This window comes from Streptomyces sp. MBT65, assembly GCF_016612545.1.
In the GTDB taxonomy this organism is placed as follows: Bacteria; Actinomycetota; Actinomycetes; order Streptomycetales; family Streptomycetaceae; genus Streptomyces.
Map to the genome: position 1 here is coordinate 18699 of NZ_JAENRY010000151.1, position 17875 is coordinate 36573.

General features: G+C 69.7%; 14 protein-coding genes and 1 pseudogene. 2 read left to right on the forward strand and 13 right to left on the reverse strand.

Annotated elements, in window-relative coordinates:
- Position 1 precedes the first annotated feature (1 nt).
- Positions 2-1264 (reverse strand): histidine--tRNA ligase, encoded by a 1263-nt coding sequence (gene hisS, locus JHN63_RS29995; RefSeq protein ID WP_200686502.1) that lies wholly within the window; start codon positions 1262-1264, stop codon positions 2-4.
- A gap of 11 nt (positions 1265-1275) precedes the next feature.
- The gene (locus JHN63_RS30000) at positions 1276-1986 is read right to left on the reverse strand and encodes an MBL fold metallo-hydrolase (RefSeq protein WP_200686504.1); all 711 of its coding nucleotides are present in this window, start codon (positions 1984-1986) and stop codon (positions 1276-1278) included.
- Positions 1987-2165: 179 nt separating this feature from the next.
- Here JHN63_RS30000 and JHN63_RS30005 point away from each other — a divergent pair, with 179 nt between their 5' ends.
- The gene (locus JHN63_RS30005) at positions 2166-2987 is read left to right on the forward strand and encodes a peptidylprolyl isomerase (RefSeq protein WP_200686506.1); all 822 of its coding nucleotides are present in this window, start codon (positions 2166-2168) and stop codon (positions 2985-2987) included.
- Between the two features lie 135 nt (positions 2988-3122).
- Entirely contained in the window at positions 3123-4352 is a 1230-nt protein-coding gene (locus JHN63_RS30010; RefSeq protein WP_200686508.1) for a DUF349 domain-containing protein, read from the forward strand.
- Positions 4353-4419: 67 nt separating this feature from the next.
- Here the strand turns inward: JHN63_RS30010 and JHN63_RS30015 are convergent.
- The 11 genes and pseudogenes from JHN63_RS30015 to pdxS form a co-directional block, all read right to left on the reverse strand.
- A pseudogene (locus JHN63_RS30015) lies at positions 4420-6952 on the reverse strand (RelA/SpoT family protein).
- Between the two features lie 866 nt (positions 6953-7818).
- The gene (locus JHN63_RS30020) at positions 7819-8358 is read right to left on the reverse strand and encodes an adenine phosphoribosyltransferase (RefSeq protein ID WP_200686510.1); all 540 of its coding nucleotides are present in this window, start codon (positions 8356-8358) and stop codon (positions 7819-7821) included.
- A complete protein-coding gene (secF, locus tag JHN63_RS30025) occupies positions 8355-9479 on the reverse strand; it encodes a protein translocase subunit SecF (protein WP_200686512.1) in 1125 nt (374 codons plus the stop codon). Before secF ends, JHN63_RS30020 begins: the two co-directional genes overlap by 4 nt.
- Position 9480: 1 nt before the next feature.
- Positions 9481-11253 (reverse strand): protein translocase subunit SecD, encoded by a 1773-nt coding sequence (gene secD / locus JHN63_RS30030; protein WP_200686513.1) that lies wholly within the window; start codon positions 11251-11253, stop codon positions 9481-9483.
- A gap of 143 nt (positions 11254-11396) precedes the next feature.
- Positions 11397-11903, reverse strand: a complete 507-nt coding sequence (gene yajC / locus JHN63_RS30035) for a preprotein translocase subunit YajC (RefSeq protein ID WP_043684001.1) — start codon at positions 11901-11903, stop codon at positions 11397-11399.
- A gap of 165 nt (positions 11904-12068) precedes the next feature.
- Complete coding sequence (gene ruvB, locus JHN63_RS30040; protein ID WP_200686515.1) at positions 12069-13139, reverse strand: Holliday junction branch migration DNA helicase RuvB; 1071 nt, start codon at positions 13137-13139, stop codon at positions 12069-12071.
- A gap of 11 nt (positions 13140-13150) precedes the next feature.
- The gene (gene ruvA / locus JHN63_RS30045; RefSeq protein ID WP_200686517.1) at positions 13151-13759 is read right to left on the reverse strand and encodes a Holliday junction branch migration protein RuvA; all 609 of its coding nucleotides are present in this window, start codon (positions 13757-13759) and stop codon (positions 13151-13153) included.
- Positions 13756-14331: a crossover junction endodeoxyribonuclease RuvC gene (gene ruvC, locus JHN63_RS30050; RefSeq protein ID WP_200686519.1), complete on the reverse strand. Its 576-nt coding sequence runs from the start codon at positions 14329-14331 to the stop codon at positions 13756-13758. Before ruvC ends, ruvA begins: the two co-directional genes overlap by 4 nt.
- Before the next feature lie 120 nt (positions 14332-14451).
- Entirely contained in the window at positions 14452-15204 is a 753-nt protein-coding gene (locus JHN63_RS30055) for a YebC/PmpR family DNA-binding transcriptional regulator (protein ID WP_200686521.1), read from the reverse strand.
- A 51-nt stretch (positions 15205-15255) separates the two neighbouring features.
- Positions 15256-15864, reverse strand: coding sequence for a pyridoxal 5'-phosphate synthase glutaminase subunit PdxT (gene pdxT / locus JHN63_RS30060; protein ID WP_200686523.1), 609 nt, complete (start codon positions 15862-15864; stop codon positions 15256-15258).
- A gap of 8 nt (positions 15865-15872) precedes the next feature.
- The gene (gene pdxS / locus JHN63_RS30065) at positions 15873-16784 is read right to left on the reverse strand and encodes a pyridoxal 5'-phosphate synthase lyase subunit PdxS (RefSeq protein WP_200686525.1); all 912 of its coding nucleotides are present in this window, start codon (positions 16782-16784) and stop codon (positions 15873-15875) included.
- Positions 16785-17875: the final 1091 nt, after the last annotated feature.

A 17875-nucleotide genomic window follows, 5' to 3' on the forward strand; every position in this document is an offset into this window, starting at 1 on the left:
CTCAGCCCAGTTTCGACTCCAGTTCCGCCACGATCTCGTTCACCCCGACCGCCGTCTGCTCCCCGGACTGCATGTCCTTGAGCTGCACGACCCCCTCGGCGAGGTCACGTTCGCCCGCGACGATCGTGTAGCGAGCACCACTGCGGTTGGCGCTCTTCATCGCGCCCTTGAGGCCCTTGGAGCCGTAGGAGAAGTCCGCCGCGATGCCCAGCTTGCGGAGTTCGGTCACCTTGGTGAAGAGGACCCGGCGGGCCTCCTCGCCGAGCGGGACGGCGAACACGCTGGTGGACGCGGGGAGTTCGAGTTCGACACCCTCCGCCTCCAGGGCGAGGACCGTGCGGTCGACGCCCAACGCCCAGCCCACGGAGGGCAGCGCGGGACCGCCGATCATCTCGGAGAGGCCGTCGTAGCGACCGCCGCCGCCCACCGCGGACTGGGAGCCCAGTCCGTCGTGGACGAACTCGAAGGTGGTGCGGGTGTAGTAGTCGAGGCCGCGGACCAGCTTCGGGTCGTCCTCGAAGGCGACGCCGGCCGCCGTGATGAGCTCACGGACCTCCTCGTGGTACGCCTTGCACGCGTCGCACAGGTAGTCGCGGAGCAGCGGCGCGTCCGTCAACTGCTTCTGGACGTCCGGGCGTTTGTCGTCGAGGACCCGGAGCGGGTTGATGTCCGCGCGGCGGAGCGTCTCCTCGTCGAGGTCCAGGCCACGGAGGAAGTCCTGGAGCGCGGCCCGGTACACCGGACGGCACTCCTTGTCGCCCAGGCTGTTGAGGAGGATGCGGAAGTCACGCAGGCCCAGGGAGCGGTACGCCTGGTCCGCGAGGATGATCAACTCGGCGTCCAGCGCCGGGTCTTCGGCACCGATCGCCTCGGCGCCGACCTGGGAGAAGTGGCGGTAACGGCCCTTCTGGGGGCGCTCGTAGCGGTAGTAGGAGCCCGAGTACCAGAGCTTGACCGGGAGGTTGCCGAGCTTGTGCAGGTTGGCCTCAAGTGCCGCGCGCAGTACGGAGGCCGTGCCCTCGGGGCGCAGGGCGAGCTTGGAGCCGCCCTTGGTCTCGAAGGCGTACATCTCCTTGGTCACGATGTCGGTGGACTCACCGACACCGCGCGCGAACAGCTCGACGTTCTCGAAGCCGGGCGTCTCGATGTAGCCGTAGCCGGAGTTGCGCAGCGGAGCGGCGATCGCCTCGCGCACGGCGAGGTACTTGGCCGACTCCGGCGGAATCAGGTCGTACGTGCCCTTGGGGGCCTGAAAGGTGCTCACGGAAGTTCTCGTCACATTCCTCGTCGGGGAGCCTTCATGTGGGCTCCCTGGCCGGAGGCCACCTCCCGCAGATACGGGTTGGTGGCGCGCTCCTGGCCGATGGTCGTCTGGGGGCCGTGGCCGGACAGCACCACGGTCGAGTCGTCGAGCGGCAGGCACACACGGGCCAGCGACTCGAGGATCTCGGCGTGGGAGCCGCCGGGCAGGTCGGTGCGTCCGATGGAGCCGGCGAAGAGCAGATCCCCGGAGAAGAACACGGAGGGGATCTCCGTGTTCTCGGGCATCCGGAAGGTCACCGACCCCTTCGTATGGCCCGGCGCGTGCGCGACCGAGAACTCCAGTCCCGCCAGCTCCAGCCGTGCGCCGTCGGTCAGTTCCCTGACCTCGTCGGGCTCCCCCACGGTCAGCTCGCCCATCAGCGGCATCCCGATCGAGCGGCCGAGCGCCTTCTCGGGGTCGCTCATCATGAAGCGGTCCTCGGGGTGGATCCAGGCCGGCACGTCGTGCGCGCCGCACACCGGGACGACCGAGGCCACATGGTCGATGTGGCCATGGGTGAGGACGACCGCGACGGGCTTGAGCCGATGCTTCCTGAGCGCTTCCTCGACTCCCTGGGCGGCCTGATGGCCCGGGTCGATGATCACGCACTCCTCACCGGCGGCGGGGGCGACGAGATAACAGTTCGTCCCCCAGGCCCCGGCGGGGAACCCGGCAATGAGCACGATCGTCCTTCGTTGTGTCGATACGGGTGGGGATAAGGATCCCTGCGTCAGTGGTCAGAGCCTACCGGCGCTGCCGAATCCTCAGCGAACCCATATACGGTACGGGGCACACGCAGGCGGTCGGCTCACAAGACGCACGCGTCCCAGTCGACGTACGAGACGCATGAGGAGAGAATCCGGTGGTCACCCAGGAACAGCGGAAGCGGCAGCTCGCGCGGGAGAAGTTCTTGCGGCAGCAGCAGCGGCGTACGTCCGCTCGACGCAAGGCGCGTATGCGCAACTCGGTGATCGCGTCGGTGCTCGGCGTGATCGTGATCGGCAGTGTGGCGCTCTACACGACCGGCGTCCTGAAGAACGACGACGACAAGTCGAACGCGAGCGCGGACGTGACGCCCAGCGCCTCGGCGACGAGCAAGGCGCCGGACCCGTGCGCGAAGCCGGCCGCGGGCAAGATCAAGACGGAGACCTGGAAGAAAGAGCCGGCGATGACGATCGACACGTCGGCCAAGTACACGATGAAGCTGGCGACGACCTGCGGCGACATCGACATCGCGCTGAAGACGAAGGCCGCGCCGCACACGGTGAACTCCTTCGACTTCCTCGCCGCCAAGGGCTACTTCGACCACACGAAGTGCCACCGGCTCACCACCAGCGGCATCTACGTGCTCCAGTGCGGTGACCCGACGGGCGCGGGCAGCGGCGGTCCCGGCTACACCATCCCGGACGAGAACCTGAAGGACACCAGCCTCAAGGGCGGGATCTACCCGGCGGGCACGATCGCGATGGCCAACACCGGTCAGAAGCACACCGGCGGCAGCCAGTTCTTCCTCGTCTACAAGGACAGTACGCTTCCGGCCAGCTACACCCCGTTCGGTACCATCTCGGCCTCCGGGATGAAGGTCCTGAACAAGATCGCGGCGGCCGGTGAGAGCACGGGCGCGGGCGACGGAGCACCGAACGCGACGGTCGTGATCAACAAGGCGACGGTCACGAAATCCTGACCGTCAACAGCGAAATTTCGGTCGCGCGGGATGCGGACAGGCAACCCGCCGGTCGCCTATGTTGGCCGTGACGAAACTGTGGACGATGCCCGGGGGCACAGAGGCCCTGTGCAGGCATCATGTGGAGGAGGCGCTGTGAGCAGCGACCCGTGGGGCCGCGTCGACGAGACGGGCACCGTGTACGTGCGTACGGCCGACGGCGAGCAGGTCGTCGGTTCCTGGCAGGCCGGCTCCCCCGAGGAGGCGCTGGCCTACTTCGAGCGCAAGTACGAAGGCCTGGTTGTCGAGATCGGCCTCCTCGAGAAGCGCGTGAAGACCACCGACCTGTCGGCGAAGGACGCGCAGGCCGCCGTCGACCATCTCCGTGAGCAGGTCGACGCCCACCACGCGGTGGGCGACCTGGCCTCGCTCGGGGTCCGGCTGGACAAGCTCGTGGAGACCGTCGAGGCGCGCCGCGAGGAGCGCAAGCAGCAGCGCGCCAAGCAGTCCGACGAGGCCCGGCACGCCAAGGAGGCGCTGGTCGTCGAGGCGGAGGAGCTGGCGCAGTCCGACCAGTGGCGGGCGGCCGGTGAGCGGCTGCGCGCGCTGGTGGACACCTGGAAGGGTCTGCCGCGCCTGGACCGCAAGTCGGACGACGAGCTGTGGCATCGCTTCTCGCACGCCCGGTCGGCCTTCTCCAAGCGCCGCAAGGCGCACTTCGCGTCGCTGGACGCGCAGCGCGAGGAGGCCCGCAAGACCAAGGAGAAGCTGGTCGCCGAGGCCGAGGGGCTGTCGGCCTCGACGGACTGGGGTCCCACGGCCGCGCGCTACCGCGAGCTGATGAACGACTGGAAGGCGGCGGGCCGCGCCCAGCGCGAGCACGAGGACGATCTGTGGAACCGCTTCCGCGGTGCCCAGGACGTCTTCTTCGCCGCCCGCAGTTCGGTCTTCGCCGAGCGGGACGCCGAGCAGACGGAGAACCTGAAGCTCAAGGAGGAGCTGGCCGAGGAGGCCGAGAAGCTCCTGCCGGTCACAGACCTGAAGGCGGCCCGCGCGGCCTTCCGCTCGATCAACGAGCGCTGGGAGGCCATCGGCCATGTGCCGCGGGACGCCCGCCCCAAGGTCGAGGGCCGGATGCACACGATCGAGCGGGCCCTCCAGGAGTCCGAGGAGACCGAGTGGCGCCGGACGAACCCGGAGGCACGCGCGCGTGCCGAGGGTCTGACCGGCCAGCTCCAGGCCGCCGTGGACAAGCTCACGGGCCAGATCGAGCAGGCCCGCGCCCAGGGCAACACCTCCCGCGCCGACAAGCTCCAGCGCGAGCTGGAGGGCCGCCAGGCCCTGCTGGAGCAGGCGCTGAAGGGCCTCCAGGAGTTCGGCGGCTGACCGCGCGCAGGCAGCACGACGAAGGGGCTCTCGTACGTCACCGTACGAGAGCCCCTTCGTGTGTGTCCTACGACTTGTTGCGCGCCGACGTCACGCGGTAGACGTCGTAGACGCCCTCCACTCCCCTGACCGCCTTCAGGACGTGGCCCAGGTGCTTGGGATCGCCCATCTCGAAGGTGAAGCGGGAGGTGGCGACGCGGTCGCGGGAGGTCTGGACGGCCGCGGAGAGGATGTTGACGTGCTGGTCGGACAGCACGCGCGTGACGTCCGAGAGGAGCCGGGAGCGGTCCAGCGCCTCCACCTGTATGGCGACCAGGAAGACCGAGGACTGGGTGGGCGCCCACTCGACTTCCAGGATCCGCTCGGGTTCGCGGGACAGTGACTCCACGTTGACGCAGTCGCTGCGGTGAACCGATACGCCGCTACCCCGGGTGACGAAACCGATGATGGGGTCGCCGGGGACGGGCGTACAACAGCGGGCCAGTTTGACCCACACGTCCTCGACGCCCTTGACGACGACACCGGGGTCGGCGTTCGACCGACGCTTGCGCCCGCGGCCGTGCGTCGGCGGCACGCTCTCGTCGATCTCCTCGGTGGCCGCCTCCTCGCCGCCGAGCGCCTGCACCAGCTTCTGTACGACGTTCTGCGCTGCGACATGGCCCTCGCCGATCGCCGCGTACAGCGAGGAGATGTCCGGGTAGCGCATCTCGTGCGCGAGCGTGACGAGGGAGTCGCCGGTGAGGATGCGCTGGATCGGCAGGTTCTGTTTGCGCATCGCGCGGGCGATGGCGTCCTTGCCCTGCTCGATCGCCTCGTCGCGGCGCTCCTTGGAGAACCAGGCTCTGATCTTGTTGCGGGCGCGCGGCGACTTGACGAACCCGAGCCAGTCGCGGGAGGGGCCCGCGCCGGGTGCCTTGGAGGTGAAGACCTCCACCAAGTCGCCGTTGTCCAGGGTGGATTCGAGCGGTACGAGCCGGCCGTTGACCCGTGCTCCTATGGTCCGGTGGCCGACCTCGGTGTGCACCGCGTACGAGAAGTCCACCGGGGTGGCGCCCGCCGGCAGCGCTATCACGTCGCCCTTCGGCGTGAAGACGAAGACCTCGTTGCGGGACAGGTCGAAGCGCAGGGACTCCAGGAACTCGCCCGGGTCCTCGGTCTCCTTCTGCCAGTCGAGCAACTGGCGCAGCCACGCCATGTCGTTGAGGTGGTCGTCCTTGCCGGTGGTCCGGGGCGTCTCCGCGCGCACCTTGGAGGTGCCGGCGACGGCCTCCTGCTTGTACTTCCAGTGCGCGGCGATGCCGTACTCGGCGCGGCGGTGCATGTCGAAGGTGCGGATCTGGAGCTCGACGGGCTTGCCGTTGGGGCCGATCACCGTCGTGTGCAGCGACTGGTACATGTTGAACTTGGGCATCGCGATGTAGTCCTTGAACCGGCCGGGGACCGGGTTCCATCGCGCGTGCACGGTGCCGAGGGCCGCGTAGCAGTCGCGGACGGTGTCCACGAGGACGCGGATGCCCACCAGGTCGTAGATCTCCGCGAAGTCGCGACCGCGGACGATCATCTTCTGGTAGACGCTGTAGTAGTGCTTCGGGCGGCCGGTGACGGTGGCCTTGATACGGGCGGCGCGCAGGTCGGTCTGGACCTCGTCGGTCACTATGGCCAGGTATTCGTCACGCTTCGGTGCCCGCTCGGCCACCAGCCGGACGATCTCGTCGTACATCTTGGGGTAGAGGATCGCGAAGGCGAGGTCCTCCAGTTCCCACTTGATGGTGTTCATGCCGAGGCGGTGGGCGAGCGGCGCGTAGATCTCGAGGGTCTCGCGCGCCTTCTTCTCCTGCTTCTCGCGCTTGAGGTAGCGCATGGTGCGCATGTTGTGCAGGCGGTCGGCGAGCTTGATGACCAGGACGCGCGGGTCCTTGGCCATCGCTACGACCATCTTGCGCACGGTCTCGGCCTGCGCGGCCTCGCCGAACTTGACCTTGTCGAGCTTGGTGACGCCGTCGACGAGCAGGGCGACGGAGTCACCGAAGTCGCGGCGGAGCTGGTCGAGGCCGTACTCGGTGTCCTCGACGGTGTCGTGCAGCAGGCCGGCCATGAGGGTCGCCGGATCCATGCCCAGCTCGGCCAGGATCGTCGTCACGGCCAGCGGGTGCGTGATGTACGGGTCGCCGCTCTTGCGCTTCTGGCCGCGGTGCCAGCGCTCGGCGACCTGATAGGCGCTCTCGACCTGGCGGAGGGTGGCCGTCTCGATCTTCGGGTCGTTGCTGCGCACTATCCGCAGCAGGGGCTCCAGGACCGGGTTGTACGGGTTCGAGCGCTGCACGCCGAGGCGGGCCAGGCGGGCCCGGACACGGTTGGAGGAGCCGCTGCCGGTACGCGCGGGCTGACCGGCCGCGGGCCGGGCTGCGGGGCGCTCGGGCTGGTCCGGCTTGGGGCGCGCGGGCTCGGCCGCCTTGTCGGCGGGCGCCGTCTGGGCGTGCTCCGCCGTCCCGCTCGGTTCGCTCTGCGCGTTCGTCGCACTGGGCGCGGGCTCCGCCGCGGGGCCCGGGCCCAGTGGGCTCGGGCTTGGCGGCGGTCAGGGGCTGGGCCTCGTCTGCCAAGAGGACTCCTCGTGCGCGATCCGGGTCCCCCGGTCAGGCTCCGGAGTGCCCATGGTAGCGATCCTGGGCTCGGGGATCGCCTTCAGGCCGATGTGAGGGCCGTCTACCGGTGAAACACGAGAGGCGGGCACCGGCATTCCGGAGATGACGTGAGGGCGCCTTGAGGGTGTCCGGCGGGGGTGTTTGTGGGGGGCGACGGGGAAGAGACACCCGGCCGACCGCAGTGCCGTCATCGCTCATCGAGCCCACGCGGCGAAGCTGCGCCTTGATACAGGTTCGCGCTCCTGACGCCGGGGGGTGGGAGTGGGCGACGGGGAGCCTGAGGCACTTGTCCCAACGCGACACCTTCACAGGACGTCGCGCCCACGCGGCAAGATCGCGCATAAATACACCCCGTGCTTCCAACTCGGGCGGCGGGGGCGGAGGCACCCGGCGGACCGTAGCGCCGTCATGGCTCGTCGCGCGGACGCGGCCAGAGCTGCGCATGACTACAGCCTCGCGCTCCTGACGCGAGAGTGTTCAGGACGAGCGACGGCGAGCCAGAGGCACCCGGCCGACCGCAGGCAGCACCGTCATGGCCCGTCCCACCCCTGGCTCGGGGGTGTTCAGGGGCGGACAGCGGAGCGTCTGAGGCAACTGTCCGAACGCGACGCCGTCACGAGTCGTCGGGCCCACGCGGCGGAGCCGCGCATGAATGCAACCCCGCCGAGGGCGCCCCTCCAACCGCAGCGCCATCGCGGCTCATCGGGCCCGCGCGGCGGAGCCGCACGTTGAGGCAACCCCGCGCCCACGGCTGGTGCGGAAACGGCCGCCCCGTTGATACCAGGGCGGCCGTTCTCGATTCGCAGCAGGATCTGGTGTCGGCTTCAGACCACCAGGAGCGCTTGCAGTGGGGCGCCGTCCAGGGCCGGTTCCAGGCGGGCTCGGCCTGCGAGGAAGCCCAGTTCCATGAGGACCGCTACGCCCGCGATCTCGGCGCCCGCCCTGCGGATCAGCTGGAGGGAGGCCTCGGCGGTGCCGCCCGTGGCCAGGACGTCGTCGACGACCAGGACACGGTCACCGGCGCTCAGGTCCTCGGCGTGCACCTCGATCTCGGCGGAGCCGTACTCCAGGTCGTACGCCTGGCTGAGGGTCGCTCCGGGGAGCTTGCCCGCCTTTCGTACGGGGATGAAGCCGACGCCCGCGCGGACGGCCACCGGGGCGCCGAGGATGAAGCCGCGCGCCTCCAGGCCCACGACCTTCGTCGCACCGGTGCTCACGACGATCTCGGCGAGCGCGTCCGTGAGCGCCGTGAACGCGGCCGGGTCCGCCAGGAGCGGGGTGATGTCCTTGAACATCACGCCCGGCTCCGGGTAGTCGGCCACATCGCGGATACGGCTGAGCAGCAGCTCCTGGATGTCCGTCATCGGCGCTTCCCCGAGGGACGGCCACGGCCGCGGTTGCGCGACGCGGGCTGCGTACGCGGGCCCACGACCGCCGCCGCGTCCTCGTGCTCGTCGTCGTAGTCGTCGTCCGAGTGGTCGCTGACCTCGGGCTGGACCGGCTCACCCTGCGCGGCGGCCTGGGCGCGCTTGGCGAGGACGCGCTTCTTGAGCGCCTTCATCTGCGGCTCGGCCTCCTTGAGGTCGGCGACGAGCGGCGTGGCGATGAAGATCGAGGAGTACGCACCGGCCGCGAGGCCGACGAACAGCGACAGCGAGATGTCGTTGAGGACACCCGCGCCGAGGAAACCGCCACCGATGAACAGCAGGGCCGCGACCGGCAGCAGCGCGACGACCGTGGTGTTGATGGACCGCACCAGCGTGCCGTTGATCGACCGGTTGGCGATGTCGCTGTAGGTCCAGCGGGTCTGCTTGGTGATGTCCTTGGTCTGCTCCTTGAGGCTGTCGAAGACGACGACCGTGTCGTAGAGCGAGTAACCGAGGATCGTCAGCAGACCGATCACCGTGCCGGGCGTGACCTCGAAGCCGACGAGGGCGTAGATGCCGATCGTGATGGTGATGTCGTGGATCAGGGCGACGAGCGCGGCCAGGGCCATCCGCCACTCGAAGGCGATCGCCAGGTAGATCACGACCAGCACCATGAAGATCGCCAGGCCCTCCCAGGCCTTGTTGGCGATCTGGTCACCCCAGCTGGGGCCGACCAGGTCCGCGGCGATGCTCTCGGAGTCGACGTTCAGGTCCTTCGACAGCTGCTGCTTGATGCTGTCGGACTTGTCCGTGTCGATGCCGGCGATCTGGATGCGCAGGCTGCCGTCACCGAGCTTCTGGACGACCGCGTCGTGCCCGGAGGCGTCCTCGGCGTACTTCTCCGCCTGGCTCACCGACGCGCTCATGCCCTTGGGCGTGGTGAAGGCGGCGCCGCCCTGGAACTCGATGCCCATGTTCAGGCCGCGCACCGTCAGGCCGAGGATGGCCGTGATGGTGATCAGGATCGAGATGCCGTACCAGATCTTGCGATTGCCGACGAAGTCGTACCCGACCTCGCCACGGTGCAGTCGGGCGCCGAGGTTGCCGAGCTTCGACATCTCACGCCTCCTTCGGGTCGACGGGGGCGGAGGGACGGCGGGTGCGGCGCAGGGGCGCCTTGGCGCCGAGTGCCTTCGGGTCGAGGCCGGAGAGCTTGTGGCCGTTCGCGAAGAACTTCCGGCGGGCGAGGATCGTCATCAGCGGCTTGGTGAAGAGGAAGACCACGACGACGTCGAGCACGGTGGTCAGCCCGAGCGTGAACGCGAAGCCCTGGACCTTGCCGACGGTGACGATGAACAGCACCGCGGCGGCGAGGAAGGACACGAAGTCGGAGACCAGGATGGTGCGCCGGGCGCGCGGCCAGGCCCGCTCGACGGCGGGGCGCAGCGAGCGGCCCTCGCGGATCTCGTCCCGGATGCGTTCGAAGAACACGATGAACGAGTCCGCGGTGATACCGATCGCGACGATCGCGCCACAGACGGCCGGCAGGTTCAGCGCGAAGCCGATGCCCGGGCCGAGCAGCGCCATGATCACGTAGGTGAGGATCGCGGAGACCAGCAGCGAGGGGATCGCGATGACCGAGAGGCCGCGGTAGAAGATCAGCAGGTAGATGACGACCAGCGCGAGGCCGATCGCGCCCGCGATCAGACCGGCGTGCAGCTGCTCACCGCCGAGCGCCGCGGTCACGGTGGTGACGCTGTCCGTCTTGAAGGTCAGCGGCAGGGCGCCGTACGACAGCATGTTGGCGAGGCTCTGGGCCTCTTCCTGGGTGAAGCTGCCGGAGATCTCCGCGCTGCCGCCGGTGATCGACGAGCTGACGGAGGGGCTGGAGACGACCTGGCCGTCGAGGACGATGCCGAACTCGTTCTGCGGGGCGGTGTTCTTCGCCAGTTCACCGGTGACCTTGGCGAACTTGTCGCCGCCCTTGCCGGTGAAGTCCATGGTGACCTGCCAGCCGGCGGCGGTCGTGGTGTTCAGGACGGCCGCGGCCTTCTTGACGTCGGTGCCGTCCACGGCGGCGGGGCCGAGCACGTACTTGTACCAGACGCCCGAGACCTGGCCGCAGGCCACGGTCGCGTCCTCTGCCTTGGCGTTCTTGCCCGCGGTGTTCTGGACCGACTTCTTGGAGCAGTCGAGCGCGGTGTACTGGGCCTCCAGCTTGGCGGCCGCCGCGCTGGCGGCGGCGCTGCTGGTCGCCTCCGGGGTGGCGCTCGCGGAGGTCGAGGCGCTGGGGCTCGCGGACGAGCTGGCGTCGGCCTTCAGCGCGTCGCTGGCGGCACGGCCCTGCGAGGTGGAGGAGGCCGACGGGGTCGCGGAGCCGGTCTTGGACGACGAGGCGGTCGTCTTGGGACTGGCCGAGCTCGACGGGCTGCTGGAGGCGCTGCTGGACGTGCTCGGCGACGGGGTCGCCGTCGCGGCGCCCACGGAGGCCTCCGTGGCCAGGACCGGGCGGAAGTACAGCTTGGCGGTCGTACCGACCTGCTGCCGCGCCTCCTCCGAGTTCGTGCCCTTGGGGATGTTGACGATGATGTTCTTGTCGCCCTGGGTCTGGACCTCGGCCTCCGACACACCAAGACCGTTGACACGGCGGTTCATGATGTCGACCGCGGTGTCCATGTTGGTCTTGTTGATCGACGATGCCTCGCCGGGCTGGGCCACTGCCCGCAGGGTGATGCTCGTGCCGCCGGCCAGGTCGATGCCGAGACGCGGAGTGTTGTGCCCGGATGCGAACATGCCACCGGTGAGCGCCACGATGGCGATCAGGATGAGGGCCAGCGAGCGCCCTGGCTTGCTCTGGGCGCTCGCGCTACGGCCCCTCTTAGGTGCTGCCACCTTCTCGTACTCCCTCTCGGGCCGCTCCACGCCGGGTCAGCGCGGCTGCGGCCATGACATGGTGTCGGGATCCCGTGCGAGCGACGCACGTACCCGGGGTGCGCGGGGCGCGAGCGGGTCGCGCCGCGCTCCCAGGACGTGAACTACTTCGCGTCGGAGTCGCCGTCGGTCTTCTTCGGCTCTTCGTCCGTCTTGGCCTCGGCGGCCTCAGCCGGCTCCTCGGTGGCGTCGGCCGGCTCGTCGGCCGCGTCCTTCTTGCCGAGGTCGATGGGCTTGTCGTCGGAAGAGTCGGCGGCGGGCTCGTCGGTCTCGGTGAGGGAGGAGGCGTCGTCCGGGACGATGTCGGCGTCGTCCTTCAGGTCGTGCTCGACGCCGTGGACGATGCGGTTGTACTCGTCGTCGGTGAGGACGGCGCCGATCGCGTTCTTCGCGAAGAGAAGCTCGACGCCCGGGCCGGCGTCGAGAAGGACCGTCTCCTCGTTGACCTCCTTGACCGTCGCGTACACGCCCCCGATCGTGCGGACGCCGGTGCCGGGCTGCATGTCATTACGCATCGACGCGGCCGCCTGCTGCTTGCGCTTGGCAGAGCGGGTCATCAGGAACATGGCCCCGATGAGCACGATGAACGGGAGGAGGGTCACGATATTCACGGGACGGAATTTCCTTCGCACGACCGCGGCGGTGAGCGGCCTGGTGGATGGGGGTGGTCGGCGCCGCCCACAAAGGCGGCATCGGCGGAGTCTAAGCGAGTCCACGCTGATGGAACAACGCTCAGCATGGCACCGGGGTTCCTGACCCGGCCAGTGCCCCCGCCGTCACGCCCCGAACAGGTCCCCTTGTCCGTTTCCCCCGGTTGACGAGCGGGGCGGGGTGAGGCCGAGATGCGCCCACGCGGCGGGGGTGGCGACGCGTCCGCGCGGGGTGCGGGCCAGCAGACCCTCCCGTACGAGGAAGGGTTCGGCGACCTCTTCGACGGTCTCACGCTCCTCCCCCACGGCGACGGCGAGCGTGGACAGGCCGACCGGGCCGCCGCCGAACAGCTTGAGCAGGGCTTCGAGGACACCGCGGTCGAGCCGGTCGAGGCCGCGGTCGTCGACCTCGTAGACCTTGAGGGCCGCCCCGGCGATGTCCCGGGTGATGAAGCCGTCGGCCTTGACCTGCGCGTAGTCCCGGACCCGGCGCAGCAGCCGGTTGGCGATACGGGGGGTGCCGCGGGAGCGGCCGGCGATCTCGGCGGCGCCGGCGGGGTCGATCTCCACGTCGAGGAGGTTGGCCGAGCGGTGGATGACGCGCTCCAGCTCGGTGGGTTCGTAGAACTCCATGTGCGCGGTGAAGCCGAAGCGGTCGCGCAGCGGGGGCGGCAGCAGTCCCGCGCGCGTGGTCGCGCCGACCAGGGTGAACGGCGGGAGTTCGAGCGGGATCGCGGTGGCGCCGGGGCCCTTGCCGACGATGACGTCGACGCGGAAGTCCTCCATCGCCATGTAGAGCATCTCTTCGGCGGGCCGTGACATGCGGTGGATCTCGTCGAGGAAGAGGACCTCGCCCTCCTGGAGGGAGGAGAGGATCGCGGCGAGGTCGCCGGCGTGCTGGATGGCGGGGCCGCTGGTGATGCGGATGGGGGCGCCCATCTCGGCCGCGATGATCATCGACAGGGTGGTCTTGCCGAGGCCGGGGGCACCGGAGAGCAGCACGTGGTCGGCGGTAGCGCCACGCGCGCGTGCGGCCCGCAGCACCAGGTCGAGCTGCTCGCGGACCTTCTCCTGGCCGATGAACTCGCCCAGGTCCTTGGGGCGCAGGGCGGCCTCGACGGCCTGGTCCTCGCGGTCGGCGACCGAGCCCACCAGCCGCTCGGCGGCGGTCTCGTCGGTCGTGTCGTCCCAGTTCACTGAAAGGTCTCCTAGCGGGCGCGGTTCAGGGTCTGCAGGGCGGCCTTGAGCAACTGCCCCACCTGCGGCGCCCCTTCGGCGGCCTCGGCCTGCGGTGCTACGGCGGCCACGGCCTCGTCGGCCTCGCGGGTGGCGTACCCGAGGCCGATGAGGGCCGCGTGCAGCTGGTCGCGCCAGCCGCTGGTGACCGGGGCGCCGATCGCCGGGCCGGTGCCCACGGGTGCGCCGAGCCGGTCCTTGAACTCGAGGAGCAGCTTCTGCGCGCCCTTCTTGCCGATGCCCGGGACGGCCATCAGCGCCTTCTCGTCCCCGGAGGCGACGGCTCGGCGCAGGGCGTCCGGCGTGTGCACGGCGAGCATCGCCTGTGCGAGCCGGGGGCCGACACCGGTCGCGGTCTGGAGGAGCTCGAAGATCTGGCGTTCGTCGTCGTCCACGAAGCCGTACAGGGTGAGCGAGTCCTCGCGGACGACGAGGGAGGTGGCGAGCTTGGCCGGCTTGCCGAGGCGGAGCGTGGACAGGGTGTTCGGCGTGCACTGGATGGCCATGCCGACCCCGCCGACCTCGACCACGGCCGCGTCGGGAGCGAGTGCGGCGACCGTGCCACTGACGAAGGCGATCATGCGGTACGGCCTTTCGATGCGTTCGGAGTCCTGGCCGCGTGCAGGGCGACGGCCTGCTGGAGTCGGTTCTGGGCGACCGCCTGTTGGAGGCGGTTCTGCGCGGGGGCGCGCCAGATGTGGCAGATCGCGAGGGCGAGGGCGTCGGCCGCGTCGGCGGGCTTGGGCGGCGCGTCGAGCCGCAGCAGCCGGGTCACCATGGCGCCGACCTGGGCCTTGTCGGCGCGCCCGCTGCCGGTGACGGCGGCCTTGACCTCGCTCGGGGTGTGCAGGGCGACCGGGATGCCGCGCCGGGCGGCACACAGCATGGCTACGGCGCTGGCCTGGGCGGTGCCCATCACCGTGCGCACGTTGTGCTGGCTGAACACCCGCTCCACGGCGACGAATTCGGGCCGGTGTTCGTCCAGCCATGCCTCGATGCCCTGCTCGATGGCGACGAGGCGCAGCCCCAACTCGGCGTCCGCGGGGGTCCGTACGACACCGACGCCGACCATGGTGAGCGGCCGGCCCGCGACGCCCTCGACGACACCGACGCCGCAGCGGGTCAGTCCGGGGTCCACCCCGAGTACGCGCACGAGCCCTCCCTTCGATCGCCTGTTTGTGCAGGCTAGCGGGTCCCACTGACAAAGCGACGGGCCGACGGGTGTGTCCCGTCGGCCCGTTGAGCCTCTTGCCCGGCCCGGTTCGCGGCAGTGTTACGCGTCGACCTTCTCCATGACCTCGTCGCTGACGTCGAAGTTGGCGAAGACGTTCTGCACGTCGTCGCTGTCCTCCAGGGCGTCGATCAGCTTGAAGATCTTGCGGGCGCCGTCCTCGTCGAGCTCGACCTGCATGGTCGGGACGAAGTTGGCGTCGGCGGAGTCGTAGTCGATACCGGCCTCCTGGAGCGCGGTGCGCACCGCGACCAGGTCGGTGGCCTCGGAGATGACCTCGAAGGTGTCGCCCAGGTCGTTGACCTCTTCGGCACCGGCGTCGAGCACGGCACCGAGGACGTCGTCCTCACCCAGCTCGCCCTTGGGGACGATGACGACGCCCTTGCGGTTGAAGAGGTACGAGACGGAGCCGGGGTCGGCCATGTTCCCGCCGTTGCGGGTCATGGCGACGCGGACGTCCGAGGCGGCGCGGTTGCGGTTGTCGGTCAGGCACTCGATGAGCACCGCGACACCGTTGGGGCCGTAACCCTCGTACATGATCGTCTCGTAGTCGGCGCCACCGGCTTCGAGGCCGGCGCCGCGCTTGACCGCGGAGTCGATGTTCTTGTTCGGGACCGAGCTCTTCTTGGCCTTCTGGATGGCGTCGAACAGCGTCGGGTTGCCGGACACATCGGCGCCACCGGTGCGGGCCGCGACCTCGATGTTCTTGATCATCTTCGCGAAGAGCTTGCCGCGCTTGGCGTCGATCACGGCCTTCTTGTGCTTCGTCGTAGCCCATTTAGAGTGGCCGGACATCTGCCTGTCTCCTTCGCGTAACCCAACTCTTTACGAACCCCAGAGATCCTACTAGGACCCCGGAGCCAGGTTCGCGCGCACCATGTCGACGAACAGCGAGTGCACGCGGTGGTCGCCGGTCAGTTCCGGGTGGAACGACGTGGCGAGCGCGTTGCCCTGGCGGACCGCGACGATGTGGCCCTCGTGTTCGGCGAGGACCTCGGTCTCGGCACCGACGGACTCGACCCAGGGGGCGCGGATGAAGACGCCCTCTACAGGATCGCCCTCGACGCCCTTCACGTCGACAGCCGCTTCGAAGGACTCGTTCTGACGTCCGAAGGCGTTGCGGCGCACGATCATGTCGATGCCGCCGACCGTCTCCTGGCCCGAGCGCGGGTCGAGGATCTTGTCGGCGAGCATGATCAGGCCGGCGCAGGTGCCGTAGACGGGCATACCAACACGCACGCGTGCGCGCAGCGGGTCCATCACCCCGAAGAGGACGGCCAGCTTGGAGATGGTGGTGGACTCACCCCCGGGGATGACGAGACCGTCCACCTCGGCGAGTTCCTCGGGGCGCCTGACCTGCCTGGCCACGGCGTCGGCCGCGGCCAGGGCGATCAGGTGCTCCCGTACGTCGCCCTGGAGGGCCAGGACGCCTATGACAGGGGTTGTGTCGCTCATCTACGTGACTACCAGCCGCGGTTGGCGTAGCGCTCGGTCTCGGGGAGGGTGTCGCAGTTGATGCCGACCATGGCCTCGCCGAGGTTGCGGGACGCGTCCGCGATGATCTTGGGGTCGTCGTAGAAGGTGGTCGCCTTCACGATGGCGGCGGCGCGCTTGGCCGGGTCGCCGGACTTGAAGATGCCGGAGCCGACGAAGACGCCCTCGGCGCCGAGCTGGCGCATCAGCGCGGCGTCGGCGGGGGTGGCGACGCCACCGGCGGAGAACAGCACGACCGGGAGCTTGCCCAGCTCGGCGACCTCGCGGACGATCTCGTACGGGGCGCGCAGTTCCTTGGCGGCGGCGTACAGCTCGTTGTTGTCGAAGCCGCGGAGCTTGGCGATCTCGTTCTTGATCTGGCGCAGGTGGCGGACCGCCTCGACGACGTTGCCGGTGCCGGCCTCGCCCTTGGAGCGGATCATCGCGGCGCCCTCGGCGATGCGGCGCAGGGCCTCGCCGAGGTTGGTGGCACCGCAGACGAAGGGCGTCGTGAAGGCCCACTTGTCGGAGTGGTTGACCTCGTCGGCCGGGGTGAGGACCTCGGACTCGTCGATGTAGTCGACGCCGAGGGACTGCAGGACCTGGGCCTCGACGAAGTGGCCGATGCGGGACTTGGCCATGACCGGGATGGAGACCGCCTCGATGATCTCCTCGATCATCGTCGGGTCGGACATCCGGGCCACGCCGCCGTCCTTGCGGATGTCGGCGGGCACCCGCTCCAGGGCCATGACGGCGACGGCACCGGCGTCCTCGGCGATCTTCGCCTGCTCGGCGTTGACCACGTCCATGATCACACCGCCCTTGAGCTGCTCGGCCATACCGCGCTTCACGCGCGCGGTGCCGGTCTCGGGAGTCTGGGCGGAGCTGGGGGTGCTGGACACGGGGTGACCTCACTCGGTGAAAGAGGGTTGCTGCAGTACCGAGGAAACGCGAGAGATGCAGGCCACAGCAAGGGCCAATGAACAGCCGGTGGATCGTTTTCGAACCGCCGTACTACTCCCTCCGGGGGTTCAGGGGCGGATCGCGCCGGGGGCGTGTCCAGGTGGGCTTGTCTTGCGCGCTGTGGTCGGCGGCCGGCTGCCGTGTCCCGCGACCGGCCACCGCGGCGGAATGGCGCGGCCTCCTTGCTGTGCCGGAACCGGTGCGGGCCTGGGTCTCAACGGCGGATCGTGCCGGGGGGGCGGATCGCCGCGGGCGCGGATCCAGGTACGCCCGTCGCTCCCGTGTCTGCTGGCGGCTACCGACTCCCCATCTCGCCATCCGCCGCCGCATCGGTCGGATGTCACGGCGCCACCACCTCAACAACCGCACGCGCGGCCCTCTCCGGCGCCGGTGTGCGCCCTGGGAACTCAATGGCGGATCATGCCGCAGGTGCGGGCCAGGTTCGCGTGTCCGCCTTCGGACCCCCGTTCGCGCGTCCGGCTTTCTGCGGTTGCCGCTCCGCCGTCCCGCCAACCGCCGCCCCAGCAGCAGCCGTTGTGGCGGCCCCGCTGTCTCACAGCCACACGCGCCGCCCACCTGAGCCGGTGCGTGCCCGGGGGCTCACCGGCGGATCACTCCGAGGGCACGACCCAGGTGCGCGTCGGCGCATCCCCGTCGCACCAGCCGCTGCGTCGCCAGCAGCCGATGTCACAGCCCCTCCGTGACGCAGCCGCAAACGCCGCTCACCAGAACTGGCGTATGCCCCGGACCTCACCTGTGGACCACGCTGCGGGCCCGGACCCAGGCGCGCCCGCCGTGCTGTCGGCGGCCCTCGTCTCACAGCCGTACACACCACTCTCACCGGAGCCGGTAGGTGCCCCGGGATCTCGCCGGCCGGCCACACCCCAGACACGGCCCTAGACGCACCCGCCGCCGTATCGGCACCACCTCACCGGAGCCCGTGGGGATGCCTTGGGAACTCAGCGGCGACCATGCCGCAGGCGCGGCCCCAGGCCTGCTCGCCTGCCGTACTGTCGGCGCCCCCGACCCC